The organism is Bartonella pachyuromydis (assembly GCF_039543065.1).
GTDB lineage: Bacteria > Pseudomonadota > Alphaproteobacteria > Rhizobiales > Rhizobiaceae > Bartonella > Bartonella pachyuromydis.
In genome coordinates this window covers 40,625-65,747 of record NZ_BAABJA010000008.1, presented here as the reverse complement: position 1 = coordinate 65,747, position 25,123 = coordinate 40,625, and the positions used below count along the sequence as shown (strand labels likewise).

Sequence of the window (25,123 nt, the reverse complement as noted above, 5' to 3'; positions counted from 1 at the left end):
GAGTATGTTGTTGTGTGAAGAGATCAGCGTAAAAAAAGGCAATGGGAACATTTAAGATATCGGCAGTTTCCTTTAACTGCCCAGCTCCAACACGATTTAATCCTTTTTCATATTTTTGAATTTGCTGAAAGCTTACTCCTAAAGCATGCCCTAAGTGTTTTTGAGACATTTTCAGCATGTTTCGTCTGAAGCGAATTTTTTTGCCAACGAATTGATCAATGAATTTATTGTTATGAGGATTTTTACTTTGCATTTCCCCCTCCCGCTGATTGCGAGCGCCCTCGCATTGATATTCCGGGAGACTGAGCTCTAGTCAGCATTTTGCTTTTAGTGCTGGTATGCACTTGGACATAACAAAACCTCCCGGAATTCCGAGATACCCGCAAAGCGAGATAAATTCATGTTTAGGTTTCAGGTTTTAGAGCCCTATTGGTCGCTGCGTATACGACCAAAACACCTTTTAATTCATAAAGTAATTTTAGGAGATTGGCAATAAAAATGAACACGAGCTTGTTTTATGAGGATCGGGATGCTTTTCAAGTTGTTCTATACGCTCACAAAAATCATGCTGTCACAGTCGCATTTGTTGAGAGGACTGACAACCTTTGATTGTAATGGTCAAGAAAACCCCTCCGAGGTGTTTAACGGCGTTAATCAAACGGATTGTTTTTTTCCTTCTCAGGCGGCTGTGAAATCATGGTTATAAGAGAAAGCCTCTTATGGCGCTGAAATATGGTATTGAAAATCTTTTACGCCATTTTATTCTAGAGGTTTTAGGTGTTAAAGCTATGCCGCAATAAAAACCAGTTTTGATCAAACACTGATACAAACAAACAGGATAATAAAAATACATTTCCTGAAAATCTTTTCTAAAAACCAAATCGGTAAGCGAGAACATCACTTCCTCTCTCGTCTATAAACGCTATAGCTGTTCTTTTTCGATGAGAGTTTTATCATGCAAATGGCATCACTAAAGTGTATTGATTCATAAAAATAAATTATTATTTCAATTTGAATTCCTCTCGTCCGCATATCTTAAGATCCTCCTCATTTCAAGCTCTCTTAAGAGAGAAGCAATGAACCATTCCCTTATGCATTCTTGGCAAAAAGTGGTGTGTTGCACCAAAACTCTTTATGATAAGTCATAAAATACCTGTTATGAACACTTTCAAATGCTAGGCTTTGTTATCTAGTTATGTCATAAAATTCCATCCTAGAGAGTATATAACGTTTATCCATATGATGTTTTGTTAAAGCATGGGGGGTAAGTACTAAAGGCTGAGTTTATCTGCGGAGTCTGTGAAATATCACCCTGTAGGGCAGTGATATCAAGCGCTTACTTATCACGAGGGGAACAGATCAAATGGGAAAAAAAAGAGTTGTTTTTCGTGAGACAATAGACAATGAATACGGATTGTTCTATGACCACTGAAAGAAATGATTTTTCTTGAAGAAAAGAGAGAATCTATGAACCAATATCCTCAATGTCCGCACTGTGGTGGTCTTTACACTTATGAAGAGGGTGACAATTTTGTTTGTCCTGAATGTGCTCATGAGTGGCCACAAAAGAGTGAAGAGCTTGTTAGCGATGTCGTTTATGATGCCCATGGTCAGATTTTGACAAATGGGGATAGTGTTATGGTGGTGAAAGACCTCAAAGTCAAAGGTGCAACATCCGTTCTCAAAAGTGGTACAAAGGTAAAAAATATTCGCCTTGTGGAGGGAGATCATAATATCGATTGTAAGATTCCTGGAATTGGTCAGATCGGCTTAAAGTCCGAATTTGTTAAAAAAATTTAACTATATGGTTTGTAAAACATTTTTACAGTGCATATGCTAGAACGGATACCAGAATTGGTGATCGATTGAGAGTAAGAACTGTTGCAATGCTTTATCTGCACCACCTTTACCAAGTGGTAATGGTGTATCTGATGAAGAAAATATGCGCTTTTAAAAAATAGACTTTAGTGTTTTGTGGTGGTTTTCACTGTGAGAGTATCACACTGGTATTTGCATTCTCGCGACCAGTTTAAAATGCCTACCTGCTCAAAATGATTGTAAAAGCTTTTGGCATTTGAGACAATACTCTAGGTATTTTTCTTGTTTTCTTAAAGTTTTTTACCCATACCCCAAGCCAGTTTATGAACAAGCCAGCACATGCTTGATTGCTGTTCTCTCAAGAGAGCTTGAAATGTAAGAAATTTGCAATATGTGCGGCTTTTAATTTAACTGAAAACGATGATTTATCTTTATAAATCAAGCTACCGTAGCGATATTACCTGCATGATAGAACTCTCATCGAGAAAGTACACTTATGGTGTTTTTAAAGGGGAGAGGCTGTTATGTGCTCGCCTGCCAATTTGGTTTTTAGGGAGATTTCAAGGGAATAATATTCTCGTTATTATGTTTGTTTTTATTGCGGCATGGCTTCAACGCCTAAAACCTCTGGAATAAAATGACGTAAAAGATTTTCAATACCATGTTTTAGTGTTGCTGTTGAAGAGGGACATCCGGCGCAGGAGCCACGCATATTGAGGTAAACAATACCGTTTTCAAAGCCACGAAAAGTAATATCTCCACCATCATTGGCAACGGCTGGGCGAATACGCGTTTCAAGAAGTTCTTTAATTGTTAAGACGATATCAGCGTCTTTTTCATCATAAAATTCTTCATTAAGAGCATGGGAGTGTGCTTGCGTTGCTGCGTTGCTGGCGATAACTGGGTCACCAGAGAGAAAATGTTCCATAATGGTGCCTAAAATGACCGGTTTGAGGTGTTGCCATTCGCCCTCTTTTTTACTCACAGTGATAAAATCATAGCCTAAAAAAACACCATTGACATTGGGAATGTTAAACAGTTTAGCAGCTAAAGGCGAATTTTTATCGGCTTCTTCACGATCACGAAATTCTAATACACCCTCAGAAAGAACCACACGACCTGGCAAAAATTTCAATGTTGCAGGATTGGGGGTGGCTTCAGTTTGTATAAACATATACGCTCCTTTTGTTGTGAGGGATGGAGAAAATTACTTTATCTAGATAGTCTTTTTAGGCAATCGATTCAATATCTTCATCAGCAAGATTGCTCGGAATGACGGTGACGGGAATTGAAAATGCTGTTCCTCGGTTGCCGATTAATTGGATAAGTGGTCCTGGTCCTTCGGTGTGTGTACTGGCTGCTAAAACAATAAGCGCGATTTCTTTATCCTCATCAATCAGTTTGGAAATTTCATCGATTGTTTTACCCTCACGCATCATGGTTTCTGTTTTAAGAGCATGGGTTGTGCGTATATCATCAGCAATTTCTCCCAAAATTTTATGGGCATTTTGTGTTGATTCTGTTCGCATAACATCATTGACACCTAAAAAATGTTGAAATTCCACAGTGTCAACAACACAGAGTAATACCAATGTTCTCTTGGTATTCTTGGCATGATGTGCGGCAAAAGAAACAGCACGTCGACATTCTGGAGTTTCATCGATAATGACCAGAATTTTCTTCTTATGATCTCTTTTGGGATCTTCTTGCTTAGAAACCATGCTTTTTCTCTCTTTTATGTGTTTGTTTTATTGCTTTAAGTATTGTGCAAAAAACCAACAATTTCACGAACTTTTTTCATATTTTTTTCTGCTAGAGCACTGGCACGTTGTGCACCATCTTGCAAAACAGAGTCAATATAAGCGCTGTCTTTATGCAATCTACGTAGCTCCGCTGTTATGGGGGCAAGCTTATCAACAGCAAGATCAGCTAAAGCTGTTTTGAAAAGCGAAAATTGTTGTCCTGAAAATTCTTTAAGAGCCTTTTCCTTGCTGACTTGTGCAAAGGCAGCATAAATACCAAGCAAATTATCAATTTCTGGTCGTCCTTCTAGGTCAGCAAGGCTATCAGGAAGAGGGGCGGAATCCGTTTTTGCTTTGCGTATCTTTTTGGCAATAAGATCAGCATCATCGGTTAAATTAATGCGTGAAAAATCTGAAGGATCTGATTTTGACATTTTCTTTGTCCCATCGCGCAACGACATAACGCGCATGGCTGTTTCCCCTATCAGGGCTTCTGGTATTGGGAAGAAAACGTGTTTTTTTTCATCACCTATTTGTATTGGAACGGCAAAATTCAACTCGACAATGCGTTGAGCATAGTCGTTATTGAATTTTTGTGCAATATCACGCGTGAGTTCAACATGCTGTTTTTGATCTTCACCCACCGGTACATGTGTGGCACGGTAGAGTAAAATATCGGCTGCCATGAGACTTGGATAAGCAAAAAGCCCAAGAGAGGCTTTTTCACGATCTTTTCCTGCTTTATCTTTAAATTGTGTCATGCGCTGTAGCCAACCAATGCGGGCAATACAATTGAAAATCCAAGCAAGTTCAGCATGTTGAAAAACCCGAGATTGGTTGAAAATAATGTGTTTTTGAGGATCAATCCCGGCAGCTAAAAAGGCTGCTGTGACTGCTCTGGTTGATTCAAGTAAGCTCTGTGGATCTGGATTGACGGTGAGCGCATGCATATCAACAACGCAATATAGGCAATGATAGGGCGCCTGTAGTTCAACCCAATGTTTGATGGCTCCAAGATAATTGCCAAGATGGAGCTGACCACTCGGTTGGACGCCGGAAAAGACAAGTGGTGTGAAAGTATCCATAGGAGAGTTCTTTCTCTTCTGTAAAGTTATTCGTTTTATGGTTTGTGACAAAGCATCTTTCTGAAAGCAAGATAAAATATCATAGGCGTTTTTTGAAATTTTTCAGGGTGAGAAAAAAAGAACGTGTGTCAAGTAAAAAATAGGCCCCCATATAGACCACGAATAGGACAAGCATGATCCCAATCAAAGTGCTGGCACGCAAGAAAAAGGATGCTTGTGAGGATAAAGGGTAAGATAAAAAACCAAGTATATTAATAAGATAATGAAGAGACACTGCACTCAAAACAGTGACAATCATCAGACATGCAATGCGTTTTATCAGTTGTGCATCATATTCCCAATAGCCGCGTTCGATAAGCACACAACAAAGCAACAGGGTGTTGACCCAGCCAGAGGTAATTTCGGCAATAACAATGCCGCGTGCTGATAGGAAAGGGAATAGTATTAAGGCAAGATTGATATTGATGAAAACACTAACGCCGGTGAAAATCATAGGTGCTTTGGTATCTTCATGGGCAAAGAAATTAGGGATAAACACTTTAATGAGGACAAAAGCGGGGAGTCCTAGCCCATAAAGCTCAAGCAATTGTGCAACACGCTGGGTGGATTCACTGGTAAATTGTCCACGTTCAAAAAGTAAACTAACAATGGGAGTAGAGAGTACTAAAAAGGCAATGGTTGCGGGTAGTGTTAACAACAAGGTTAATTCAATAGAGCGATTTTGTAAATCGTGCGTTTCTTGGTGTTTTTTGCTGCGTAGAGCTTTTGTTAATTCTGGTAAAAGAACGGTGGCAATGGCAATTGCTATCACGCCTAGGGGCAATTGATAAAGACGATCCGCATACATTAGGGAGGATACCGCACCCGATTGACTGGAAGCAATATTGGTATTGATGAGCAGATTGATTTGTGTAATACCTCCCGTGACAGCAGCAGGGATTGCTAGAGTTAACAGTTTTCGCACATTGGGACTAAAATGAGGGCGGCGGAGGAGAATTTTCATGCCACTTTGACGCAAAGCAACAGCAATTAAAGCGAGTTGGAGAATGCCGGCTGCTAAAACACCCCAAGAAAGATTTAAGCCGATATGCCAAGCGTCAAGCTGATAAATCCAAGCATAGGCGAGGACGCTTATTAAAATAAGATTGAGAAAAAGAGGGGCAATAGCTGCAATAAAATAGCGTCGTAAGGCATTGAGCATGCCCCCCATCATGGCTGCTAAAGACATGCAGGTTAGATAGGGAAACATGATTGCGGTAAAATGAATGGTGGCATTAAATTTGGTGCTATCCTCTGCAAAACCTGGCGCAATAATTGTTCTTACCAAAAAAGGCATACTTAATTCCATGACAATGGTTAAAAGCAATAGCAGCGAAAAGAGAACGCCAAAGACTTCTTCAGCAAATTTGCATGCGCTCTCTTGACCATCTTCGGTGATTTTTTTAGCAAAAAGAGGAACAAAAGCGGCATTAAAGGCACCTTCAGCAAAAAAACGACGGAATGTGTTGGGAAAACGAAAAGCCGCATTGAACGCATCGGAAACAGGACCAGTCCCCAATGCTGCTGCCATCAGCATTTCACGGATAAAGCCAAAAATACGGCTCATTAGGGTTCCTGAAGCAACAGTTGCAAATTTTTTAAATAGGATCATAAAAACACATCGAGTCTGTTATGAAAAAGAGCTGATGAATAAAAATTCTTTTAGATCATAAATCTGATCAGCATGTTAATAAAATAATACATTTCTGAGGCGTTTTACGGCGGTATTCGTCCTTCTGTCAACAAGAGTGCATTGATATTCTTTAGGTTGTCTTTGTCTTAGGCTGTCCTGTTCTTGTGATATTTTCATTCTCTACATAAAAAAACAAAGTTTCTTTTTCCTTAATATAAAAATATACGTAATATAACATGCGAAAAAGAGCGTGAAAGAATGGAGAAGATCAATGGAATTTTTTACTTGTGCGGTGTATGGCTTACTTGTTGTACGCTACGCAATCATATTATTTTGCGCGTCATTATGATTATTCATTGTCGTTATAAAAGAGAAGTCTTCATAGACTGTTTGGAATCATTGAACAGTGCTGTTTTACTATACTTATGTAACCTATTGATTTATAATGATAACTTTTTGTTCTGCATATTAAATGAGAGCACCGAATGTCGTAACATTCTCTCATTATAAATCTTTACCATGTTCAATCAAGCAAAATCATCTTTTTGCATGTTCAAAGCAGGGCTTGTGTGTGAGTAAAACTATAGAAGATAGAGGTAAAAAGGTCTCTTATGAAGGCTCTTAAGGCAAGGTTCATGCTAAATTGGGAGCTGGCAAATATAAATGATGCTGCCAGCTTACTTCTTCACAAGGGTAAATATGGTGGTGCTCCATAGTTTTATCGTTATACCATTCACGGATGACGTCCTCGAAATGGGGTTGTGGATTTTAAGAGTTAAAACAAGCGCAATGAATATACAATCCAATGGCGTTTTATCTTACTGCTTTAAGATACTTAAAACTATGGTTTTTGTCTTTGCAGAAACAGACTGCCTTTCATTTGTTGAGTATTTTTCATCCTTCCTCTTTTAAATATGCACTTTTCTATACAGCTATGTTCGTTTACATTTTCTCCTTTCTACAGCAGGGCTAATTGATGGAGGAAAGAGGTATGACTGTGAGCTTGCTTGAGATAGCGCTCAAACATTTAATTTTATGTTTTTACGCACTTGGCTTTACACCGTGGAACATTTTACTGCCGTTCTTTTGCTTGTTCTCCATTATGAGAACATTGTTTTTTCAATATTTCTGGGTTGGTCATGCTATATTGATTGTTGAGTACCTTGCTCGCTGGGTAAAAGAAGTTTGTTTATTTGCTGAGAGATGGCTGTATTGATTGTTTTGCGGTGTTTTTGTAATTCTTTTCACGCGCAGGGTGTAGAAGGGGTTAGTTGTTTCTCATAGATATTTTTTTCATTCTTTCGCAAGACAAATATCTATTTTGAAAGTTTGTTTTGCGCACACTCCACCTTGTCGATCGTGTTTTTTATCTGAAAGAACAAACTCTCTTTTTATGCAAAAGATTTTGCTTTATGCCTAGAGTTGCTGGTGCAATGTTTGTGTTATGCAATATTATCGAGAAATTCTCTTTGTCCGTGAAAAGTAAATGAGGGGGGATATTTTGAGTGCTCTTTTCCATGTTATTCTACAATATTTCGTGGCACAATCCTTTTACAAAGATTGCACCAAGAGATGAGATTCAAAACAAAAGATTATGAAGTTTAGCCGCTTAAAGTCATGGCTTTTGAGGATTCCGTTTTCCGAGATCGAGCGGCTTGGAGACTTTGTTCTGCTTGCATAAATTTTTCAGAAGCCTCTTGATGCCTGTCCCTTGCTGAGCGTTCAGGTGTTTGAGGAGATTCTGAGAGGCTTTGCTGTTTTTGCCTGCTTTTCTCTTGTTGTGGAGAGTGTTCTTGGAGTTTTTGTTGTTCCTCATGCGCCTTTACAATGTCTTCTCTTACTTTTTTTACAGTCTCTGTATAATGATCAATAGCAGAGCATAGAGAAGGAATAGCTTCTTCAGCATTTTTGCGTGCATCATTTTTTATACCAAGCATTTTCCTTCCCGAAAGGGGAGCAAATATTTTAGGATAGTTTGCTACTTGCCATGAGAGTCCTTCTCCCAAAAGAGGAATTTTTTGAATATCTTCAGTATGATATTTAAAAATAAATGGGTCACCATAAACAATATTAGAGCAATTATAGACGTCTGTTAGAGCACGTTGAACAGAAATATTGCTTTGTACTTTTTCGGCCATTTCTTTATGCGAGAGAGGTGGAGTTTTTTTCGTTTGCGGTGTTTTCATCATGCGTGGTCGAACAGCTTGTGGGCTCTGTTCTGTTTGCACAGAGGTTTCAACAGTTGTTTGATGCCCGCGTGTTGGTGCGTATTCAGCTGTTTGAGGGGATGTTGAGGGGCTTTGCCTGCTCTGCTCTTGTGGTGGAAGTGGAGCACGGCGTTTTGTTTGTGTTGAAGAAGGAGACGGCATGCTCTGTTGTCTTTGTTGTTTTGATGTTGTCACCATGTGGGGTTGAACAGATTGTGAGCCTTCTACAGAGGCATCAACAGCTGTTTGAGGGGATGTTGAGGGGCTTTGCCTGCTCTGCTCTTGTGGTGGAAGTGGAGCACGGCATTTTGTTTGTGTTGAAGAAGGAGACGAAGGACTCTCTTGCCTTTTTTGTTCAGAATCTCTCATCGTGCGTGGTTTGGCACCTAGCTTTTCCCAATGCGTTTGTGTGGAGGCTTGAGGAGTTTCTTGATGCTCGTGTGTAGGCGATTGTTCAGTTGTTTGAGGGGATGTTGAGAGGCTTTGCCTGCTCTGCTCTTGTGGTGGAAGTGGAGCACGGCGTTTTGTTTGTGTTGGTGAAGAAGACGGCATGCTCTGTTGTCTTTGTTGTTTTGATGTTGTCACCATGTGGGGTTGAACAGCTTGTGAGCCTTCTACAGAGGCATCAACAGCTGTTCTCAGAGATTCTGAGAGGCTTTGCTGTCTTTGCATGCTTTGCTCTTGCTGCAAAGATTGTGTATGATGTTTTTGTTGTTCTCCTTGGCTTTGTAAAATGGTTTCTTTTGCGTGTTTTATAGCCTCTGCATAACCTTCGATAGCTTCACCTAGACGTGGAAGAGCACTTTCAGCCTGTTTGCGTGCTTCGTTCTTTAGGCCATAGACATTCAAACCAGCAAGTTTACCAAAGAAAGTGGGGCGTGTGGTTATTTGCCATGCAAGATTGTCTGCGATTTCGGGAATTATGTGAAGTTCTTGAAGACTATACTGCAAAATATCTGGGTCGCCATAAGCAACGGTGCACCAATAGGTGATTTCTGCGTGACAATATTGGACCATTGAATTGCTTTGCAACTTGCGTGCCATTTCTTTCTGCGAAAGGGGGCCCGTTTTTTGTTTCGCTTTATGCGGCATTTGTAGATCTTCAGCCATTTGCTTGAGGTTTAGGGACGATCTACGGAGTGTTTGTCCTGCCCTATGGCCATGTAAAATGCTCTCTCTTACCTTCTTTACTGTATCAGCATAATTTTCAAGGGCAAGACATAAGGGGGTAATATTCTCTTCAGCTTCTTTGCGTGCTTTATTTTTTATACCAAGAACTTTTTTTCCAGTAAGATTTCCAACCAGTTTAGGATTGGCGACAACTTGCCATGAAAGGCTTTCCCCAAGAATAGGATTTTTTTCAATATCTTCAAGTTTTTTTTGAAAAATATTGGGGTTGCCATAAACAGTTTGAGATAAAGCTTGTATTTGGTCTTTACAAGCTTGGACCAATGGACTGTTTTTAATTTTTAAGGACATTTCCTCTTTCGTGAGAGGGATGGTCACGCCTGATGATGTAATTGCTGCGTATATGGTTTGCTCTTGTCCAGTGATTGCGTCCCGTCTTTGTCTATGTCTTATGGAAGGTGGTGTTTTTATCGCAAGCTTTGCGTATATGGACTCACTGTCTTGTGTTAGTGTGGGGCTTTGCCCCTGTACTGTTGTTTGAGAGGTAGGTGTTGCATATAGGCTTTCTTCCTGTGGTATCTGTTTTGTGAGGAGTTCTTTGTCTCTTGCACGCGGTGGTCTTGGTGGAGCAGTTCTTCCCTGTGTGGTTGTTCTTTCTTGTGGTGTCGGGTTGTTTTGTTGTCTTTCCTTTGCACGCGGTGGTCTTGGTGGAGCAGTTCTTCCCTGTGTGGTTGTGCTTTCTTGTGATGTTGTGTGGCTTTGTAGATTCTCGCTTGTGTGAGAAGTTTGGGTTGGAGTCACGCTTGCATGAGAAAGGTGTTCTGGACGTTTGGCAAGGGGTGGTTTTTGGGTATTTCGGACAGGGGGCGTTGGTGTTGCTGTAGATTGTTCTTGGAGTTTTTCAAATTCTTCTACTATGCGTGCTACGGAAGGGGAGAGTTTGTTTTTTTTCATGCAAGTTTCCTTTCAAGTTGTCTCAATATTTATTTTGAAAATATTGTTGGTGCATTCTTCACCTTTCGTTTTTAGGGGGTGCCCAATTGAATGATTTCAAAAGGCTTTGCGTGGTTTATGGGGTTGATGATTGATATTTATTTTCAATCAGTTAGGATGATCGTTGAGAACATTTTGATAAAACCGTACGAGCTTTTTGGACACAAACGCCTTTGTGGAGAATGCACCAAGAAACAAAATGAAAAGCCCACAGGGATGCATCATTAACTAGCAAAAGCCATCGCTTTGGATGATGTTGTTCTACGCGGTCGCACATCTTTCGCTGGTTCTGGTACATGTCTAGAAGGTCCAGCGGTTTCTTCACGTGATGTTGCTGCTAAGTTTTCAAGCGGTTTAGGAGAGCGTGAAAATTCTTGTTGTCTCTGTGAGATTTGAGATATTTCACCATGTTGTTGTGTTGTTTGCAGTTGCTGGGTTTGTGTAAGCTCTTCCCTTACACGCTGTACGGTATGTGCATAATTGCCCATGGCGCTTATTAAGTGTGACAGACCTGCTTCAGCATGTCTTCGTGCCTTATTTTTCAAGCTACCAACACCAACACCAGCATAGCTACTAACAGACTGTGGAGCTTCCGCAAGTCGCCATGTGTGCTCTTCTACCAGAGCGGGATTTTCAAATAGCTCTCTGGTTTGTTGTTGTAAAAGCTCAGAGTTGCCAAAAACAACCTTACACCAATATTGGATTTGTGCATGATGTCTTTTAACCATGGGGTGTTGTTGTGCTCTTTCAGAAAGATCATCATTTAACAGGGAGGGGGATGATCTTTCAGAAGAATGCGAACTTTGTAAGATTCTGTTTACAGTTTCCTTGCCTAGTGAGTGTTCATAGTACAGAAGTGCTGCTTCTGGGGTCATAACCAAGTCTTCTCTTGTAATTTTTACAGCTGCTACGTAAGAATCAACCAAGCCACAAAGGGTAGGAAAATTGTTATTTGCGTGTCTGCGTGCACTACTTTTTATGCCAAGCATTTTCTTACCGGCAAATTTATGAATCCCTTCAGGATGTTCTTTTATGTGCGTGGATAAGTTTTCTCCAGTAGAAGGATCTTTTTTAATTTGCTCTAATTGTTTTTGCAACGCCCGTTGATTGCCATATACTTTTTGACAAAGAGTTTGAATTTCCTCTTGATAGTCGTGTATCAATCGGTTGTGTTGCAAGAGTGCTATAATTTGCTCTTCAGAGAGAGCCAGTCTTGTTCTTGATAAAGGTGCTGTTGTTGTGGGTATTTGTTCTTCTCTTGCAACGGGTTGTTTCTGCTCATCTTCTTCTGCTATAGAAGAGAGATTGCTTTTTAGAATAACTTCCGTATATGTGGTTTGCTGACTTGGCATTTTGTCGGTATATTTGTTTAGAGGGTCTGCGAGACTCGAAACAACCGTTTTGTAGACGAGACCATCTAGAATTGTCGGGTTTGATTGTTTTTGCCCTTTTCCTCTCGAGTGATGAGACGGCTCTTGGTTGTGTTGAACAGATTGTGTAGAGGGGCTTTGTTGGTTTGCTACTTCTGCGGCAGCTTGGTCATAGAGCTCTATGAGTTTTAATATTGAGGGAGAGAGAAAGGATTGATGTTTCTTCATGCATGTTTCCTTTTAATTCTGAGAAAACTTCTTTGGTGCACTCTCCACGTTTCATGTGTTATAGTTTTTATACAAAGGAAGATATCAATGGGAGAAGATATCAATTGGGAATGGCCTCCAAAGACTTACGTTATTCATCGCCTTTGTAATCGAAATTTATGTCTTTAATACAGTTTTTTTGTGAAAGTTTATCAATAATTTATATAAAAATTATGCGCTTTTTTTTGACAATTTTTTGTAATATTCCATAACAACTTTTGAGCGCAATCGCTTTGTTGCAACTGCGCCAAGAAAATTCATTAAAAGGCAAAAAATTTATGTGTTGTTACATCATGCAGACTTACATGGCAAAAGCCATTTCTCCTGTATGTTCAGAACTCTGTCTGCCTCGCGTTTGCTGCTCTGGAGGCTCTTGTCCTCTCTCATATGAGTGAGAGCGATGATGACGATGGCGATGGCTGTGTTCTTGCCCGTCTTGATGTTCTCCTCGCTCATGTCTACGCCCTCTTTCCTGCTCACGGGAAAGATGGCGATGTAGTGTTTGTACAGTTTCTATATGTTCTTCAAGAGTATTACAAAGAGGACCAAAGGCTTTTACAGCTGCTTTGCGATCTGGGCTTTTTATGCCTAAGAATTTTTGACCTGCAAGCTTACCAGGGCCTTTAGGATTTTCTAAAAGCTCCCACAGGACTTGGTTTCCTCCTTGAGGATCGTTGAGAATATCAGAAAGTTGTTGATTTAAAGCACGATGGTTACCATAAACAGTTTGGCACAGTTCTTGGATTTGCAACACACTACGTTGCAAGTTTGGATCTTTTACCATCTTTTCCTTAATCTGATCTTGCGGCGTTCTTGGAGGAAGTGGGGGTCTCCTTGAGTCAGAACTCTCATAGAGGGGATTTTCTAAGCGTTGAGGGTTTTGTCCACCGACGGCGCCTTCACCCATAGCTTGTTCGAGTGAACTATTTTGCGGTTGAAAGTCTGGATCTCTTCTTAGCGGATTACTTACTCTATAGGGGGGTACGAGTCCTTGGGCAGTTTCTAGTGGGATTTGGGGTGCATAGACGGTTTCTTCTGGCGGCCGTGAGAAGCGTCTTCTCTGCGCTTCTTCGCCAATTTCCTCATAGAGATGTGTATCTGATTCTTGGGGAGATCGTCCACTTACTGCGCCTATAGGTTCGTAGAGTGGATTTTCTAGTTGTTGAGAGTCTTGGCTCTCCCCTAGATCCTGTTGATAAGTTACTGTATAGGGGTTTATAGGGCTTGAGGGAGACCTCTCTCCATGTGCTCCCTCGCCAATTTCCTCATAGAGATGTGTAACTGATTCTTCGGGAGATGGTCTACCTACTGCACCCATAGGTTCGTAGAGTGGATTTTCTAGTTGTTGAGAGTCTTGGCTCTCCCCTAGATCCTGTTGATAAGTTACTGTATAGGGGTTTATAGGGCTTGAGGGAGACCTCTCTCCATGTGCTCCCTCGCCAATTTCCTCATAGAGATGTGTATCTGATTCTTGGGGAGATGGTCTACTTACTGCGCCTATAGGTTCGTAGAGTGGATTTTCTAGTTGTTGAGAGTCTTGGCTCTCCCCTAGATCCTGTTGATAAGTTACTGTATAGGGGTTTATAGGGCTTGAGGGAGACCTCTCTCCATGTGCTCCCTCGCCAATTTCCTCATAGAGATGTGTAACTGATTCTTGGGGAGATGGTCTACCTACTGCACCCATAGGTTCGTAGAGTGGATTTTCTAGTTGTTGAGAGTCTTGGCTCTCCCCTAGATCCTGAAAATTCGTTACCATATAGGGGGATGCGAGTTTTTGAGGAGATCTCTCCCCATGTATCTCCTCACCAACGGCACCATGGGCAGTTTCTGGTGGGTTTGGGGGAGCATAGATAGTTTCTGGTGGGCTTTGGAGGCTCTGTTTTGGTCGTTTATTAACCTTTGCATAGACAGGTTCGGGAGTAGAAGCTCTTTGGTTAGAAGTTCTTAGATTCTCAAAGTGTTTTACTAATTCACTTACGGGGGTCGAGGGGAAAGGTTTTTTCTTCATGAAATATTTCCTTTTAGTTTTTTAAACCTGAGAAAATTTCTTTGGTGCATGCCTTACCTTTGTTTTACGGTAATGGCTTCCGAAGATGCGCTATTCATAGATGAGGCTAATCGACATTTATGTCTTTAATACAGTTTTTTTGTGAAATTTTATCAATAGGTTAATAAAAATTATGCGCTCTTTTTTGACAATTTTTTGTAACATTCCATAACAGCCTTTGGGCGCAATCGCTTTGTTGCAACTGCGCCAAGAAAATTCATTAAAAGGCAAAAATTTATGTGTTGTTACATCATGCAGGATTACATAGCAAAAGCCATTCCTACTTTGCTATGTTCAGGGCTCTGTCTGCCTCGCGTCTGTTCAGGAGAATGTTGTCCTCTTTCGTGTGAGTGAGAGCGATGATGATGATGACGGTGATGGTCGTGCTCATGACCTTCTTGATGTTCTCCTCGTTCATGTCCACGTCCTCTTTCCTGCTCACGGGTCAAACTCTTGTGTAGCTTTTGCGCAAGGATTATATGTTTTTCAAGACTAGAACAAAGGGCGCCAAATTCTTCTTCAGCTTCTCTGCGGGCTGAGCTTTTTACGCCAAGGACTTTTTGACCCGCAAGTTTACCAGCGCTTTCAGGATCTGCTGCAAGATCCCATAAAAATTTTTCTCCTCCTTGCGGATTGCTGAGAATATTGGCAAGTTGTGTATTCAAAGCATTCCGGTTACCATAAACAATTTGGCACCGTTCTTGGACTTCCATTAAACCATATTGGAAGTGTGGGTTTTGCATCATCTTTGCTCTAATTTCATCTTCTGGCGTTCTTGGAGAAGGAGTAGTTCTGCCTGCGTCAGCACCCTCATAGAAGGGATTTTCTCGTTGTTGAGGGGAGGGGCCACCTGCTGCGCCTGTGTTAATGGTTGCATAGACAGATTCTAAGTCTTTTTGTGTGGGGCGCCCCTCATGTGAGCCAAAGCTAATCTCTGCATAGGGCGTTTCTGGTGATTGAGGATTTCTTCCACCAACACTCTCATAGAGGGGATTTTTTAGGCGCTCAGAGATTGGCTCTTTTCCTAGTTTGCTCAGATCAATTACGTCATAGGGCTCTACGAGTTTTGTGGCCTGTTGTCCATTACTTGGCCTCGTAGGCGGTCTATCATAGGGATTGCCCATTGGCTTTTGTGGTGCATAGATCGTTTCTTGCGGGTATGGGGGGGTAGTTTCTTGTGCTCTTAGGGATGCATAGCCAGATTCTTCTGGTTTTTGGGGGTGCTGGTGTTTTGGTGGTTTATTCACCTTTGCGTAAAGGGGTTCTCCACCAGTGGCTCCTTGTTCTTGTAGGTTTTGCCGCTCAAAGCGTCTTCTTAGCTCATCTACAGTGTTAGAAGGGGAAGGATGATTCTTTTTCATGCATGTTTCCTTTCAATATTTTTAGAAAACCTCTTTGGTGTATTCTCCGCCTTTATATTTTGGCTCCTTTATACAAAGCAAAATATCCATTTAAATGACCTCCAAAGATTGCGCTATTCATGGGCAATCATAATCGACCTTTATGTCTTTAATACAGTTTTTTTGTGAAATTTTATCAATAAGTTATATAAAATTTCTTGCTCTTATTTGATAATTTTTATTCATAATCATTCTGAAGTCTTTCAAGAGGAAATTTTGCACATAAAGGAATGAGAGAAAAGGTGAAAGCTCTCTGTACTGTTTAGCCGGTGAGTGCCAGCGATGAGGAGCGACTCACTTTAAGACTTCGCGCCTGACATTGTGCCTCTTTGGTGAGGTGTACGGTGTTGGCAATTTCTTTGGCTTTGCTTTCTGATACGCCAAGCAGACAAGCAAGTCTTGTATGATCTTTTTGCTCTAGGGCTTGACGATCTTCTGATGATAAACGATTGCGTAATTGGCGCGAAAAACTGTGGAGCTGTTGTTGTAGGGCAGGAGAACGAGACAAAGCATTTTTTTGTTGTTCTGTTGTTAAGGCAAAAAGGTCTTGTAAGTCTTTATTTGGCTTTGCAACAGATTGGTTTAAGCGATTTTGTTCTCTTTGGTGCTTTTCTAGAATTTCCTCCTTTGTTTGTTGTATGGCTGTGGCATAATTTTTGAGTGCTTCACTTAGTTGTGGAATATGATTTTCTGCTTGCCTGCGTTCTGGACTTTTCAGACCACACATTTTGACCCCTGCAAGCTTAGAGACTGATTTAGGTTCTTGAGAAATTTGCTCAGAAAATTCTTGCCCCAAGTTTGGATCGGCAGTGATCAACTCCATTTGTGGTCCGAGAATTTTCTCGTTGCCATAGACGAGCTTTGATAAGTGTTGGACCTCTCTTTTGCCTGCTTCAACGAAGGGGTCGCTTGTAACTCTTGCAAATAATTCTTCATTGTTGAGAGCGGGTAATTTTTCTTGTGGAATGAGTGTTTCTGTTAAATTTTCTACGTTTGATTTTGCAAAGCAGATGGATGCGCCGTTTTGTAATGTCTTTACTTGTTCTGGGGTGAGATCATCTTTGGGCGCGACAACGAAAGCTCCTTCGACTTCCATGACAAAACCCTCTGCTCCTGCACCTCTATAGATGCCATTATAGATTTCACCTTCTTTTGCTGCTAAAACAAGACGGTTGTTGATTTCTCTAAGTCCAGAGTTTCTCATGTTGGAGATGAACTCTTTTAAGAGCTGTGCTTTTTGGGGATGGGTCATATCTTCAAAGAGATGGTGCATCGGTTCTGGATTACTACGCTGTATGGCTTGAATACTGGCTTGGGTTAAGCGCTCATGTGTTATCACAGAGAAATCAATGTTATGACCTGCGACTTGTCCGAGTTTTTCCATAAACATTCGTTGTACACGCCCATTGCCTTTTCTAAAAGGATGGGCGTGGTCGAGAAGCATATAAACGTGAGCGGCATTTGCAGCAAATTCTTGGCGCGATAAGCCTTGTAAATTGTTCTTTGTATGCAGCATTTTCTCTAATTGTTTCAATTCTTTTTGAATCTGTTCCCCTACGGCAAAAGGAACTTCATGGCCTTTGTGGCGCATGGCTGGCATACGGGCTGTAGAGCCATCTGCAAAGGTAAAAGATTTATCACGTGTCTGGCCTGCCCACTCAAAACTTTTATGGAAAAGGCTCCAGTGAAGTGTTTTGAGATAAGCAGCGTCAAATGTTCGTGGGGGAGGTTCGTGGCGGAAATTCACTGCTTCTTTTGATACATCATGGGCAATGCGTTCATACAGTTTTTGAGGGTCTTTAATGCCATATTTATTTTTCAGGGTTTTGGTGTTTTTATACAGATAATTCTGCTCTAGCATCTATTTTCTCCTTAGAGGATAGGGGTTGATGGTGAGGGTGTGTTAAACTTTTTATGTAGAAAGCCCCCCCTTCGCGTATTCTTTTGAAATATTGGAGAGAGATATCATTTCCTTGCTTACAGATCTGTTGTTTGCTTCCCTTGTCGGGATATTTTTGTAATTCTTTTACTGTGAGAGGGCGAGAAGAGTCTGTTCGCATTGTTGTTAAGGCATGTTGCTTTGTGCATTTTTAGAAATATTTTTGGGGCGTTTTTTCTTTTCTGTTTACCATGTTGACAAAGGGTAGGTTTTCTAGGTACTTTTTTTGCAAAAGCTCCTTGATGGGGCTTTTGAATATGGAGGTGCTGGTCATGGTTGCCAGCGTTGTTTTGGTTTTGGGGGCTTTTTTATGAGGAATGATAGTGTTGATAGGCACGCGCATGAAAGCTATATCCAAGGATTTTTCTCCCCCATATTTTTCTTGTTGGACCATGTGAGATTCCTTGTAAACTGGCTTTTAAAATAGGTGTCTTCATCCTTTGATAGTATTGCTCTTGTTTTGATGATTATTGCTCATAAGGAGGCGTTTTTCATTTTTTCTTTGCTTTCGGAGCAAAACGGTTCTTTTCAGCAGCCGCTAACATTTCTTTTCTTCTAAAATAGATCGCACGACCACATCGTAAAGGGGGGTGTCCTTGCATGAGAATAATTTGTTCATCTTGACGCATTTCTTGAATAACTTCGTGGGGTAAAATTAGCGCTCTTTGTTGATAGTTGATGTTGTAAGAGGTTTTTCCCAAAGACAAACCTCTCGATTTGTTTGTTCCAGAAACTTCAACGGTCATTTGACCACAGCGCTCTGAAATATCCTTGGCTGTTTGGAGGTCTTTAATGGCAGCATAACTCACAAAAGAGCAGCTTTCAAACCATGAGCGTGCGCCTGATTCTCCAAAGTGATTGACCAACTGACCGGAGGATTGATAAAAGAGCATAAGGGACGTACCATATTTACGACCACGATCGCGTGCTTCTTCTAAGATGTTCATATAACCAAGAAGATCAACTTCGTCTAAGACAAATAATACACGCTTTTTATAGTTTCCATCAGCTATAATCATAGCATTTAAAAAAGCACCAATAATCACTCGTCCAATTGCAGGATAACTGTTCAAAATGCTGGCAGGGAGATTGAGAAAAACATCTGTATTGCCATTTGTAATATCTGAGGAGGAAAAATCATCGCCACAGACAAGATCCGCATAATTGGACAAAGAAAGCCATTGGGTATCTTTTGAGGCTGTTGTGTAAACACCTGAAAAGGTTTGCTCTGCCATTTCCGTGAAAATACCAACCATTTCACGGATAAAAGGAGAAGGGGTCGTTTCTTGAATCATGCGTAATTGATTGACAATAGCTGTTTCTGATTGAGATAAAATTTCACGCAATGTCTTTAAGGTGCGTTCATGGTCTTCATATTCATCGGAAAATATGACATGTGCAAGAAGAGCTGTTAAAAGATTATGCGCTTGTGTCGAGAAATATTCTGCCGAAGAATTATCGGATTTTTTATCCGTGAGAAGCAATTTGGAAAAGCCCACAATATTGGCTTCACGTTGTGGGCGTGGAACGCTATCGTCTAAAAGCCAATCGAGGACATTAAAGTTTTTTGTTAAAATGGAATTGGGATCAAGAACAATAACATTTCTATTGCCCATTTTTTTTCGCGCAAATCTGACCATTGGTGCAACTTCGGTGGAAGGGTCAAGGCAGACAATAGAGCCTGGATAGGTCAAACATGTTGGAACCACTGTGCTGGTAGTTTTGTAGCCACCAGAACCAGCAAAAAAAATCATATGGGTTGAACCAAAATCAAGATTAAAGGTGAGGAGGGGAACTTTTCCACCTTTTCCCCATGTCGTTTTGTTGCCAGGGGCAAAGGGAACAGTGCTCACACTGTCTTGGTCAACACGGTATCTTTCACCAACAACAATCTGGCCATTGGCAGGAAAAATTTTAGCGGCCTCTGTTAACTTCATCCATGAAGCATTCCCAAACACGCCTTTTTTAGCACGCTTGACCTTATTGGTGCGTGGAGAGGTCGTGATGATTTGCACTGATAAAAGAGCGAAGCTGATGATGATGCCAAAGACCACCATAGGATCCATGAACTTAATCGCATAACTCCATGTTATCCCTTGTTGACCAACATAAGGACTTAAGCGTTGTATCTCACTGCCAATATGATAGAGGGCGGTTATGCTAAAAAAGATTGTTGAGACAAATGTGATTGCTTTGCGTAGGTATAGTTTTTGTGAAAGACTATAAAGCAACGATATGCAGGCGACCATGACCAGTATTAATAAAGGTTCTGAACGAATATACCAATAAAGTTGCGTGCTATCCATCCCATTTGTGGCAAAAGACAATAAATGAGGAATAAGGAATATTGTTAAAATCCCTAAAGCAATTGGCGCTAAAATAAGCGCCATCTGTGTTTTTGTATATTTCATTTTTGTCTGACTCTCAGTTTTCTCCAGATCTGTTGTTGTTCATATTTTATGGTGACAGGGTGCTAGGTGCGCTGCCTTTTTCATGGTTTGAGAGAATGTTAAAACATCTCTCAGTATAGTGTTGCGATAAAGCAACAAAATTGCATCGCCTTTAGCTGGCCATAGCCAGTGCTTTTACACAATGGACACTCCGTTCTTGGCTGTTCTGGTATGCTTTTTTGCTGTTCTGAACGGTTTGTGTAATTTCTTGTGCTTTATTTACAGATGTGCCAAGAGCTTGCGCTAGGGTCTCATAATCACTGTGTTTGATCACTTGTTGTTCTTGTGCGGAAAGACGCGTATAGACCTTTTTTATAAAGTTACCGAGTTCTTTTCGAAGATTAGGGTTATTTGTTAAAGCCTCTTGCTGCAATTCTTTTGGCAAGGCGAGGACGTCTTGCAAGTTTTGACTTGGTCTCTCTACTGCTATTGCACGACGGTTTTGTTCTCTTTGATGCTCTTGTGTGATTTCTTTTTCAGCATGTTGTATCGCATGGGTAAAATTCATTACGCCAGAACAGAGCATCTCAACATGATTTTTAGCATTTGCGCGTGCATGACTTTGTAGACCGCATAAACTGAAACCTGCAAGTGGAGCAATAGAGCTTGGAGACAGTTGAATCTGATTAGCAAGCTGTTGGCCTAAGCTTGGATTTTGAATAATTGCAGCCATTTTGTCATCTAATCGTTTCGAGTTGCCATAAACAATTTTTGATAACTGTTGGAGTTGCTTATGACTTACTTTAACACAGGCGTCTTCGGCAATTAATTCCGCTATTTCGCTTTTTGTTAGAGGGGCTAAGTTTTCTTTGGGGATAAGGGGGGGCTCAAGATCTTCGCCTCTGGGAGCGGTAAAGGTAAATTTATCACCGGGTTGTAATGTTTTTAATTGCTCTGGTAAGAGATGCTCTTTATTGCCGATGATGTAAGCACCTTTTACGTTGAAGGCGAAGCTGTTAAAACCAGCGCCTCTATAGGTGCCCGTATAAGTTTCACCGTCTTTTGCAACCATAACAGGACGATCACTCACATTGCGCCCAGTCGCTTTCATATTGTCCATAAATTCTTTTAAAAGCCCAATTTTTTCTGGATTGGAGATATCCTCAAACAGATGTTGCATGGGTTCTAGATCGCCTTTTTCTGCTACTGCAACACTGGCCAGCATCATGCGTTCTTTGGTGACAAGCGAAAAGTCGAGTCGATGACCTGCTGCGTGAGCAAGCTTTTCAAAAAATACCCGCTGTGTGCGTCCATTGCCTTCTCTGAATGGGTGAATTTGGTTGAGAGTGTTAAATAAGTCTATTGTTTCAGAGTTAAATTCTTCACGCGTTAAGCCTTGTAAATTATCTTTTTCTGCAAGTGTTTGCTCTAATCTTTGTAAGCCTTGTTGGACGTCATCACCGATTGCAAAAGGATGCTCACACCCCGTTCGTTTCATTTCTGGCATAGCGGCTGTGGTGCCATCTGCAAATGTGAAGGGGATATGGCGGAGATGTCCAGCCCATTCAAAGGTATTTTGAAACAACTGGTGATGAATGTGGCATAGATAGCTGGTGTCAAAATATTTTGGGAGAGGTTCCTCTCGCAGATTGACCATTGCCTGCACTGTATCATGCGAGCATTTCTCCAGAAAAGATTTTAAATCTTTTATTCCATATTTATTTTTGAGTGTTGTTGTTTTAGGATAGAGGTAATGATGGGGAGAAGGCTGGTCTCTATTTTTGGTCTTTGCTTTGGCTTTTGGCATCGTTATTTCCTTATCATGTCATGTTGTCTATCAGAGTGTTAAATTCCTCTCGTGAAAGATTGCTCCTCACAGATGTTTCTCAAATTTTAAGTGCTTTAAAATGAAGTGTTATCCTTGCAAATGCATGGGCATTGACTGCGAGACAAACTTCTCTCTGTATTTTGCTAGATTTTTTTGCATTAACATAATGGCTTGCTGTGTTTTTATGTTTTGCATTGGTCTTCCTTTTGGCTTTTCTTAGGATATGTGATAAAATACTCCTTTCAACTGGCCATAGCGAGCGCATTGGAGTGGTTGAGTTTGCGTGTGTGGATTTGCTGCTGATGTGCTTCTTTGGCTTTCTGAACAGTCTCAGTAATTTCTTGCGCTTTCTGTTTTGATACGCCAATACTTTGTGCAAGGGTTTCATGATCCTTGTGTTTGATTGCCCTATATTCATATGCTGAGAGGCGACTCTCTAACTGGCATACAAAATCGCGCAGTTCTTGGCACAACATAGGATTTTGGAACAAGATGTCTCTTTGTGCTTGTGGTGATAAGCAAAAGAGATCTTGCAAATTTTGACTCGGTTTTTCTACTTTTTTTTCACAGCGTTTTTGTTCAAGTTGATAGTCTTTATTGATTGAATACTGCGTATATTCTACAGCATATGCATAATTCATCACTGCATCAGAGAGCATAGCAAGATGATTTCGTGCGTTTACACGTGTTTGATTTTGGAGACCGCATATACTGAAACCGGCAAGAGGGGAAATAGAGCTGGGAGATTGTTGAATCTGATCGACAAGCTGTTGAGCTAGGCTTGGATTTTGAAGAATCTCTGCCATCTGTTTGTCTAATGCTTGTGAACGCCTATAAACGATTTGTGATAACAGTTGAACTTGAGTTCGCGCTGTGTGGACACGAGCACTTTCTCTCACCCTTTCTGTTTGTTCATGGGTTGTGAGAGGGGCTAATGTCTCTTTTGGGATGAGTATGTGCTCAAAGTCTTTTCTATTTGGGGCGGTAAAGATAAATTTATCGCCGAGTTGTAATGTTTTTAATTGTTCTGGGCAGAGATCATCTTTATTGCCAATGATGTAAGTACCATGCGCTTCGAGCAAAAAGTGGTTAAAACCAGTACCTTTATAGATTCCTGTGTAGGATTCCCCTTCTTTTGTCACTATTACGAGATGATCATTCACATTGCGGCCAGTCGCTTTCATGTTGTCCATGAATTCTTTTAAAAGAAGCGTTTTTTCTGGATTGGAGATATCCTCAAATAGATGTTGCATGGGTTCTAGATCGCCTCTTTCGGCTTCTGAAATATTGGCGAACATTATGCGCTCTCTGGTGGTAAGAGAAAAGTCTAGCTGGTGGCCGGCTGCGCGAGCAAGCTTTTCCAAAAACAACAGCGCTGTGTGTTCATTGCCATCTATGAATGGGTGTATTTGTTTGAGAGTGCTAAACAATCCCATTGCTTCATAGATGAAGTCTTCACGCGTTAAACCTTGCAAATTGTTTTTTTCGGTAAGCTGTTGATCGAAACTTTGTAAGCTTTCTAGGATCTCCTCATCACGTGCAAAAACTCTTCCTCCTTCCCCTCGTTTCATTTCTGGCATGGCGGCAGTGCTCTCGTCGGCAAAGGTGAAAGGGGCATATCGTAGCTTTCCAGCCCACTCAAAAGTGTTTTTAAATAACTGGTGATGAATATGGCAGAGGTAAGTTAAATCAAAATATTCTGGGAGGGGTTCTTCTCGCAGATTTTTTGTCGCTTGTTCTATATCATATGAAGATTTTTCTCGAAAAAGTTGTAGATCTGTTTCGCCATATTTATTTTTGAGTATGTTAGTACCAGAATAGAGATAATGATGGGGTAAGGGGGAAGATATATTTTTTGTTTTTGCTTTGGCTTTTGGCATCGTTACTTCCTTATAATGTAGCGTTGTCCATAAGGGTGTTAAACTCCTCTCATGAAAGATTTCCCCTCGCATATGCTTCTAAAATCTTAAGCGTTGTGGAATGAAGTTTTATCCCTCCAAGGCGTGGTTTCTGATGGTTGCATCAACTGCTTCACAGCGCTTTTTCAGCTCTTCTGGTGTCATTGATAAAGGATTTTCTAGCGCCTCTATTGGCATTTATTCTTCCTTTTCAGCTTTTCAAGAAGTGCCTTTAAAAAACCTTTTTTAAAGGCATGACTGCTTAGTTGCCTCCAAAGATGTTTCGTTGTTTGAATGGGTCATAATAGATCTCCGTGACTTTAAATTTTCCTTCAATCCGTTTGCATTGGATGATGATGTCAATCATTGAAATTAACAAACCACGGATATCATCACGCTCTAAATCACTTCCTCCTTCACTTTCTTTGACCAAAAGGGTCATTTGTTCAAAGGCGGCAAGTGCTGTTGAGGCATGAACCGTGGTGATCGAACCTGGGTGTCCTGAATTGACATTGCGGATATAGTAAAAAGCTGTACCATCTCGAAGTTCTTGTAAAAGAATGCGATCAGGACGCATGCGTAATGCAGATTCGAGCAGTTCTTTGGGACCAACAGAGGATAAACCTTGGCCATCTTTTGAATAGATCATAGAAACATGATTTTGTTGAGGTACAACCAATTCTTGTGTGTCTTCAATGGTGATAATACGCTCATCGTCCGGAATTTTAGCAATTAATGCTTTGGATAAGGTCGTCTTTCCTGAGCCGGTTTTACCAGCGATCAGTATATTTTTTTGGCACGTTACAGCTTGATTTAAAAAGGAGACAAAGTCCTTCCTACAGTAAGCGTCTACTAAGCCATGTTCAACGCTTTTGAGTTCGTTAAGACGTGATCGATAATCATTTATGGGCGTAAATGATATTTGCTCACACAGCGAAAAGAGATCATTCTTGGCAAGATCGTCAAGAGAAAAATTCCGTGATGAGGGTTTGCGAATTGTCATACTGATGGTGTCTTTTTCTACCGCAGGAGGAATGACAATTTGAATGCGCTCATTATTTGGTAAAGTAGCAGATAATACGGGATTTTTATCCGATATATTTTGTTTCGAATAGGAAGCAACAACTTTAGCAATCCCCATAAGCTCATGAAACGAAAGAGCAGGGATTTCTACGGTTTTCCAGCCTTCAATTCCTTCCGTCATCACTTGATAGGGACGATTGATGACAATTTCAAAAAGGCTGTCATCTTGCAAAAAAGCATTGATTGGTTCAAGTTTTGTTAAAACAATGGCGATGGTTTCATTGTTTAAATGCTGTAAGTTTTGGTTCATTTTCAA

At 40.8% G+C, this 25,123-nt stretch carries 16 protein-coding genes and 2 pseudogenes; 2 read left to right on the top strand and 16 right to left on the bottom strand.

What is annotated here, in order from left to right:
- The coding region (locus ABD917_RS06400) for a helix-turn-helix domain-containing protein (protein ID WP_345119271.1) at positions 1–253 on the bottom strand (253 nt) is incomplete at its 3' end.
- Between the two features lie 472 nt (positions 254–725).
- Between ABD917_RS06400 and ABD917_RS06395 the strand changes: the two are divergent.
- Positions 726–800: pseudogene (locus ABD917_RS06395) on the top strand (NifU family protein); the annotation flags it as partial.
- A gap of 667 nt (positions 801–1,467) precedes the next feature.
- A complete protein-coding gene (locus ABD917_RS06390) occupies positions 1,468–1,800 on the top strand; it encodes a zinc ribbon domain-containing protein YjdM (protein ID WP_345119270.1) in 333 nt (110 codons plus the stop codon).
- A gap of 613 nt (positions 1,801–2,413) precedes the next feature.
- Here ABD917_RS06390 and ABD917_RS06385 read toward each other — a convergent pair.
- The 15 genes and pseudogenes from ABD917_RS06385 to virB11 form a co-directional block, all read right to left on the bottom strand.
- Complete coding sequence (locus ABD917_RS06385; RefSeq protein ID WP_345119269.1) at positions 2,414–2,992, bottom strand: NifU family protein; 579 nt, start codon at positions 2,990–2,992, stop codon at positions 2,414–2,416.
- Between the two features lie 55 nt (positions 2,993–3,047).
- A complete protein-coding gene (locus ABD917_RS06380) occupies positions 3,048–3,539 on the bottom strand; it encodes a universal stress protein (protein ID WP_345119268.1) in 492 nt (163 codons plus the stop codon).
- Positions 3,540–3,574: 35 nt separating this feature from the next.
- Positions 3,575–4,645 carry a tryptophan--tRNA ligase gene (trpS, locus tag ABD917_RS06375; protein ID WP_345119267.1) on the bottom strand — a complete coding sequence of 357 codons (1,071 nt, stop codon included), beginning with the start codon at positions 4,643–4,645 and terminating at the stop codon, positions 3,575–3,577.
- Between the two features lie 79 nt (positions 4,646–4,724).
- Positions 4,725–6,296 carry a murein biosynthesis integral membrane protein MurJ gene (murJ, locus tag ABD917_RS06370; RefSeq protein ID WP_345119266.1) on the bottom strand — a complete coding sequence of 524 codons (1,572 nt, stop codon included), beginning with the start codon at positions 6,294–6,296 and terminating at the stop codon, positions 4,725–4,727.
- A 1,622-nt stretch (positions 6,297–7,918) separates the two neighbouring features.
- Positions 7,919–10,606, bottom strand: a complete 2,688-nt coding sequence (locus tag ABD917_RS06365; protein WP_345119265.1) for a BID domain-containing T4SS effector — start codon at positions 10,604–10,606, stop codon at positions 7,919–7,921.
- Positions 10,607–10,869: 263 nt separating this feature from the next.
- Positions 10,870–12,243, bottom strand: coding sequence for a BID domain-containing T4SS effector (locus ABD917_RS06360; protein WP_345119264.1), 1,374 nt, complete (start codon positions 12,241–12,243; stop codon positions 10,870–10,872).
- A 340-nt stretch (positions 12,244–12,583) separates the two neighbouring features.
- Positions 12,584–14,290, bottom strand: coding sequence for a BID domain-containing T4SS effector (locus ABD917_RS06355; RefSeq protein WP_345119263.1), 1,707 nt, complete (start codon positions 14,288–14,290; stop codon positions 12,584–12,586).
- A 299-nt stretch (positions 14,291–14,589) separates the two neighbouring features.
- On the bottom strand, positions 14,590–15,690 hold the full coding sequence (locus ABD917_RS06350; RefSeq protein WP_345119262.1) for a BID domain-containing T4SS effector: 1,101 nt from the start codon (positions 15,688–15,690) through the stop codon (positions 14,590–14,592).
- Positions 15,691–15,991: 301 nt separating this feature from the next.
- Positions 15,992–17,590: a BID domain-containing T4SS effector gene (locus tag ABD917_RS06345; RefSeq protein ID WP_345119261.1), complete on the bottom strand. Its 1,599-nt coding sequence runs from the start codon at positions 17,588–17,590 to the stop codon at positions 15,992–15,994.
- Positions 17,591–17,819: 229 nt separating this feature from the next.
- A complete protein-coding gene (locus ABD917_RS06340) occupies positions 17,820–18,062 on the bottom strand; it encodes a hypothetical protein (protein WP_345119260.1) in 243 nt (80 codons plus the stop codon).
- Between the two features lie 97 nt (positions 18,063–18,159).
- The gene (gene traG, locus ABD917_RS06335; protein ID WP_345119259.1) at positions 18,160–20,079 is read right to left on the bottom strand and encodes a Ti-type conjugative transfer system protein TraG; all 1,920 of its coding nucleotides are present in this window, start codon (positions 20,077–20,079) and stop codon (positions 18,160–18,162) included.
- A 151-nt stretch (positions 20,080–20,230) separates the two neighbouring features.
- Positions 20,231–21,865, bottom strand: coding sequence for a BID domain-containing T4SS effector (locus tag ABD917_RS06330; RefSeq protein ID WP_345119258.1), 1,635 nt, complete (start codon positions 21,863–21,865; stop codon positions 20,231–20,233).
- 263 nt (positions 21,866–22,128) lie between these two features.
- Entirely contained in the window at positions 22,129–23,766 is a 1,638-nt protein-coding gene (locus ABD917_RS06325) for a BID domain-containing T4SS effector (RefSeq protein ID WP_345119257.1), read from the bottom strand.
- Positions 23,767–23,815: 49 nt separating this feature from the next.
- Positions 23,816–23,982: pseudogene (locus ABD917_RS06320) on the bottom strand (antitoxin VbhA family protein).
- Positions 23,983–24,046: 64 nt separating this feature from the next.
- Positions 24,047–25,117, bottom strand: coding sequence for a P-type DNA transfer ATPase VirB11 (gene virB11 / locus ABD917_RS06315; RefSeq protein ID WP_345119256.1), 1,071 nt, complete (start codon positions 25,115–25,117; stop codon positions 24,047–24,049).
- Positions 25,118–25,123: the final 6 nt, after the last annotated feature.

Excerpts from the sequence above, each read along its gene's own strand:
- ABD917_RS06390 (WP_345119270.1), top strand. The coding sequence starts at position 1,468 with ATGAACCAATATCCTCAATGTCCGCACTGTGGTGGTCTTTACACTTAT.
- ABD917_RS06385 (WP_345119269.1), bottom strand. The coding sequence starts at position 2,992 with ATGTTTATACAAACTGAAGCCACCCCCAATCCTGCAACATTGAAATTT.
- ABD917_RS06380 (WP_345119268.1), bottom strand. The coding sequence starts at position 3,539 with ATGGTTTCTAAGCAAGAAGATCCCAAAAGAGATCATAAGAAGAAAATT.
- trpS (WP_345119267.1), bottom strand. The coding sequence starts at position 4,645 with ATGGATACTTTCACACCACTTGTCTTTTCCGGCGTCCAACCGAGTGGT.
- murJ (WP_345119266.1), bottom strand. The coding sequence starts at position 6,296 with ATGATCCTATTTAAAAAATTTGCAACTGTTGCTTCAGGAACCCTAATG.
- ABD917_RS06365 (WP_345119265.1), bottom strand. The coding sequence starts at position 10,606 with ATGAAAAAAAACAAACTCTCCCCTTCCGTAGCACGCATAGTAGAAGAA.
- ABD917_RS06360 (WP_345119264.1), bottom strand. The coding sequence starts at position 12,243 with ATGAAGAAACATCAATCCTTTCTCTCTCCCTCAATATTAAAACTCATA.
- ABD917_RS06355 (WP_345119263.1), bottom strand. The coding sequence starts at position 14,290 with ATGAAGAAAAAACCTTTCCCCTCGACCCCCGTAAGTGAATTAGTAAAA.
- ABD917_RS06350 (WP_345119262.1), bottom strand. The coding sequence starts at position 15,690 with ATGAAAAAGAATCATCCTTCCCCTTCTAACACTGTAGATGAGCTAAGA.
- ABD917_RS06345 (WP_345119261.1), bottom strand. The coding sequence starts at position 17,590 with ATGCTAGAGCAGAATTATCTGTATAAAAACACCAAAACCCTGAAAAAT.
- ABD917_RS06340 (WP_345119260.1), bottom strand. The coding sequence starts at position 18,062 with ATGGTCCAACAAGAAAAATATGGGGGAGAAAAATCCTTGGATATAGCT.
- traG (WP_345119259.1), bottom strand. The coding sequence starts at position 20,079 with ATGAAATATACAAAAACACAGATGGCGCTTATTTTAGCGCCAATTGCT.
- ABD917_RS06330 (WP_345119258.1), bottom strand. The coding sequence starts at position 21,865 with ATGCCAAAAGCCAAAGCAAAGACCAAAAATAGAGACCAGCCTTCTCCC.
- ABD917_RS06325 (WP_345119257.1), bottom strand. The coding sequence starts at position 23,766 with ATGCCAAAAGCCAAAGCAAAAACAAAAAATATATCTTCCCCCTTACCC.
- virB11 (WP_345119256.1), bottom strand. The coding sequence starts at position 25,117 with ATGAACCAAAACTTACAGCATTTAAACAATGAAACCATCGCCATTGTT.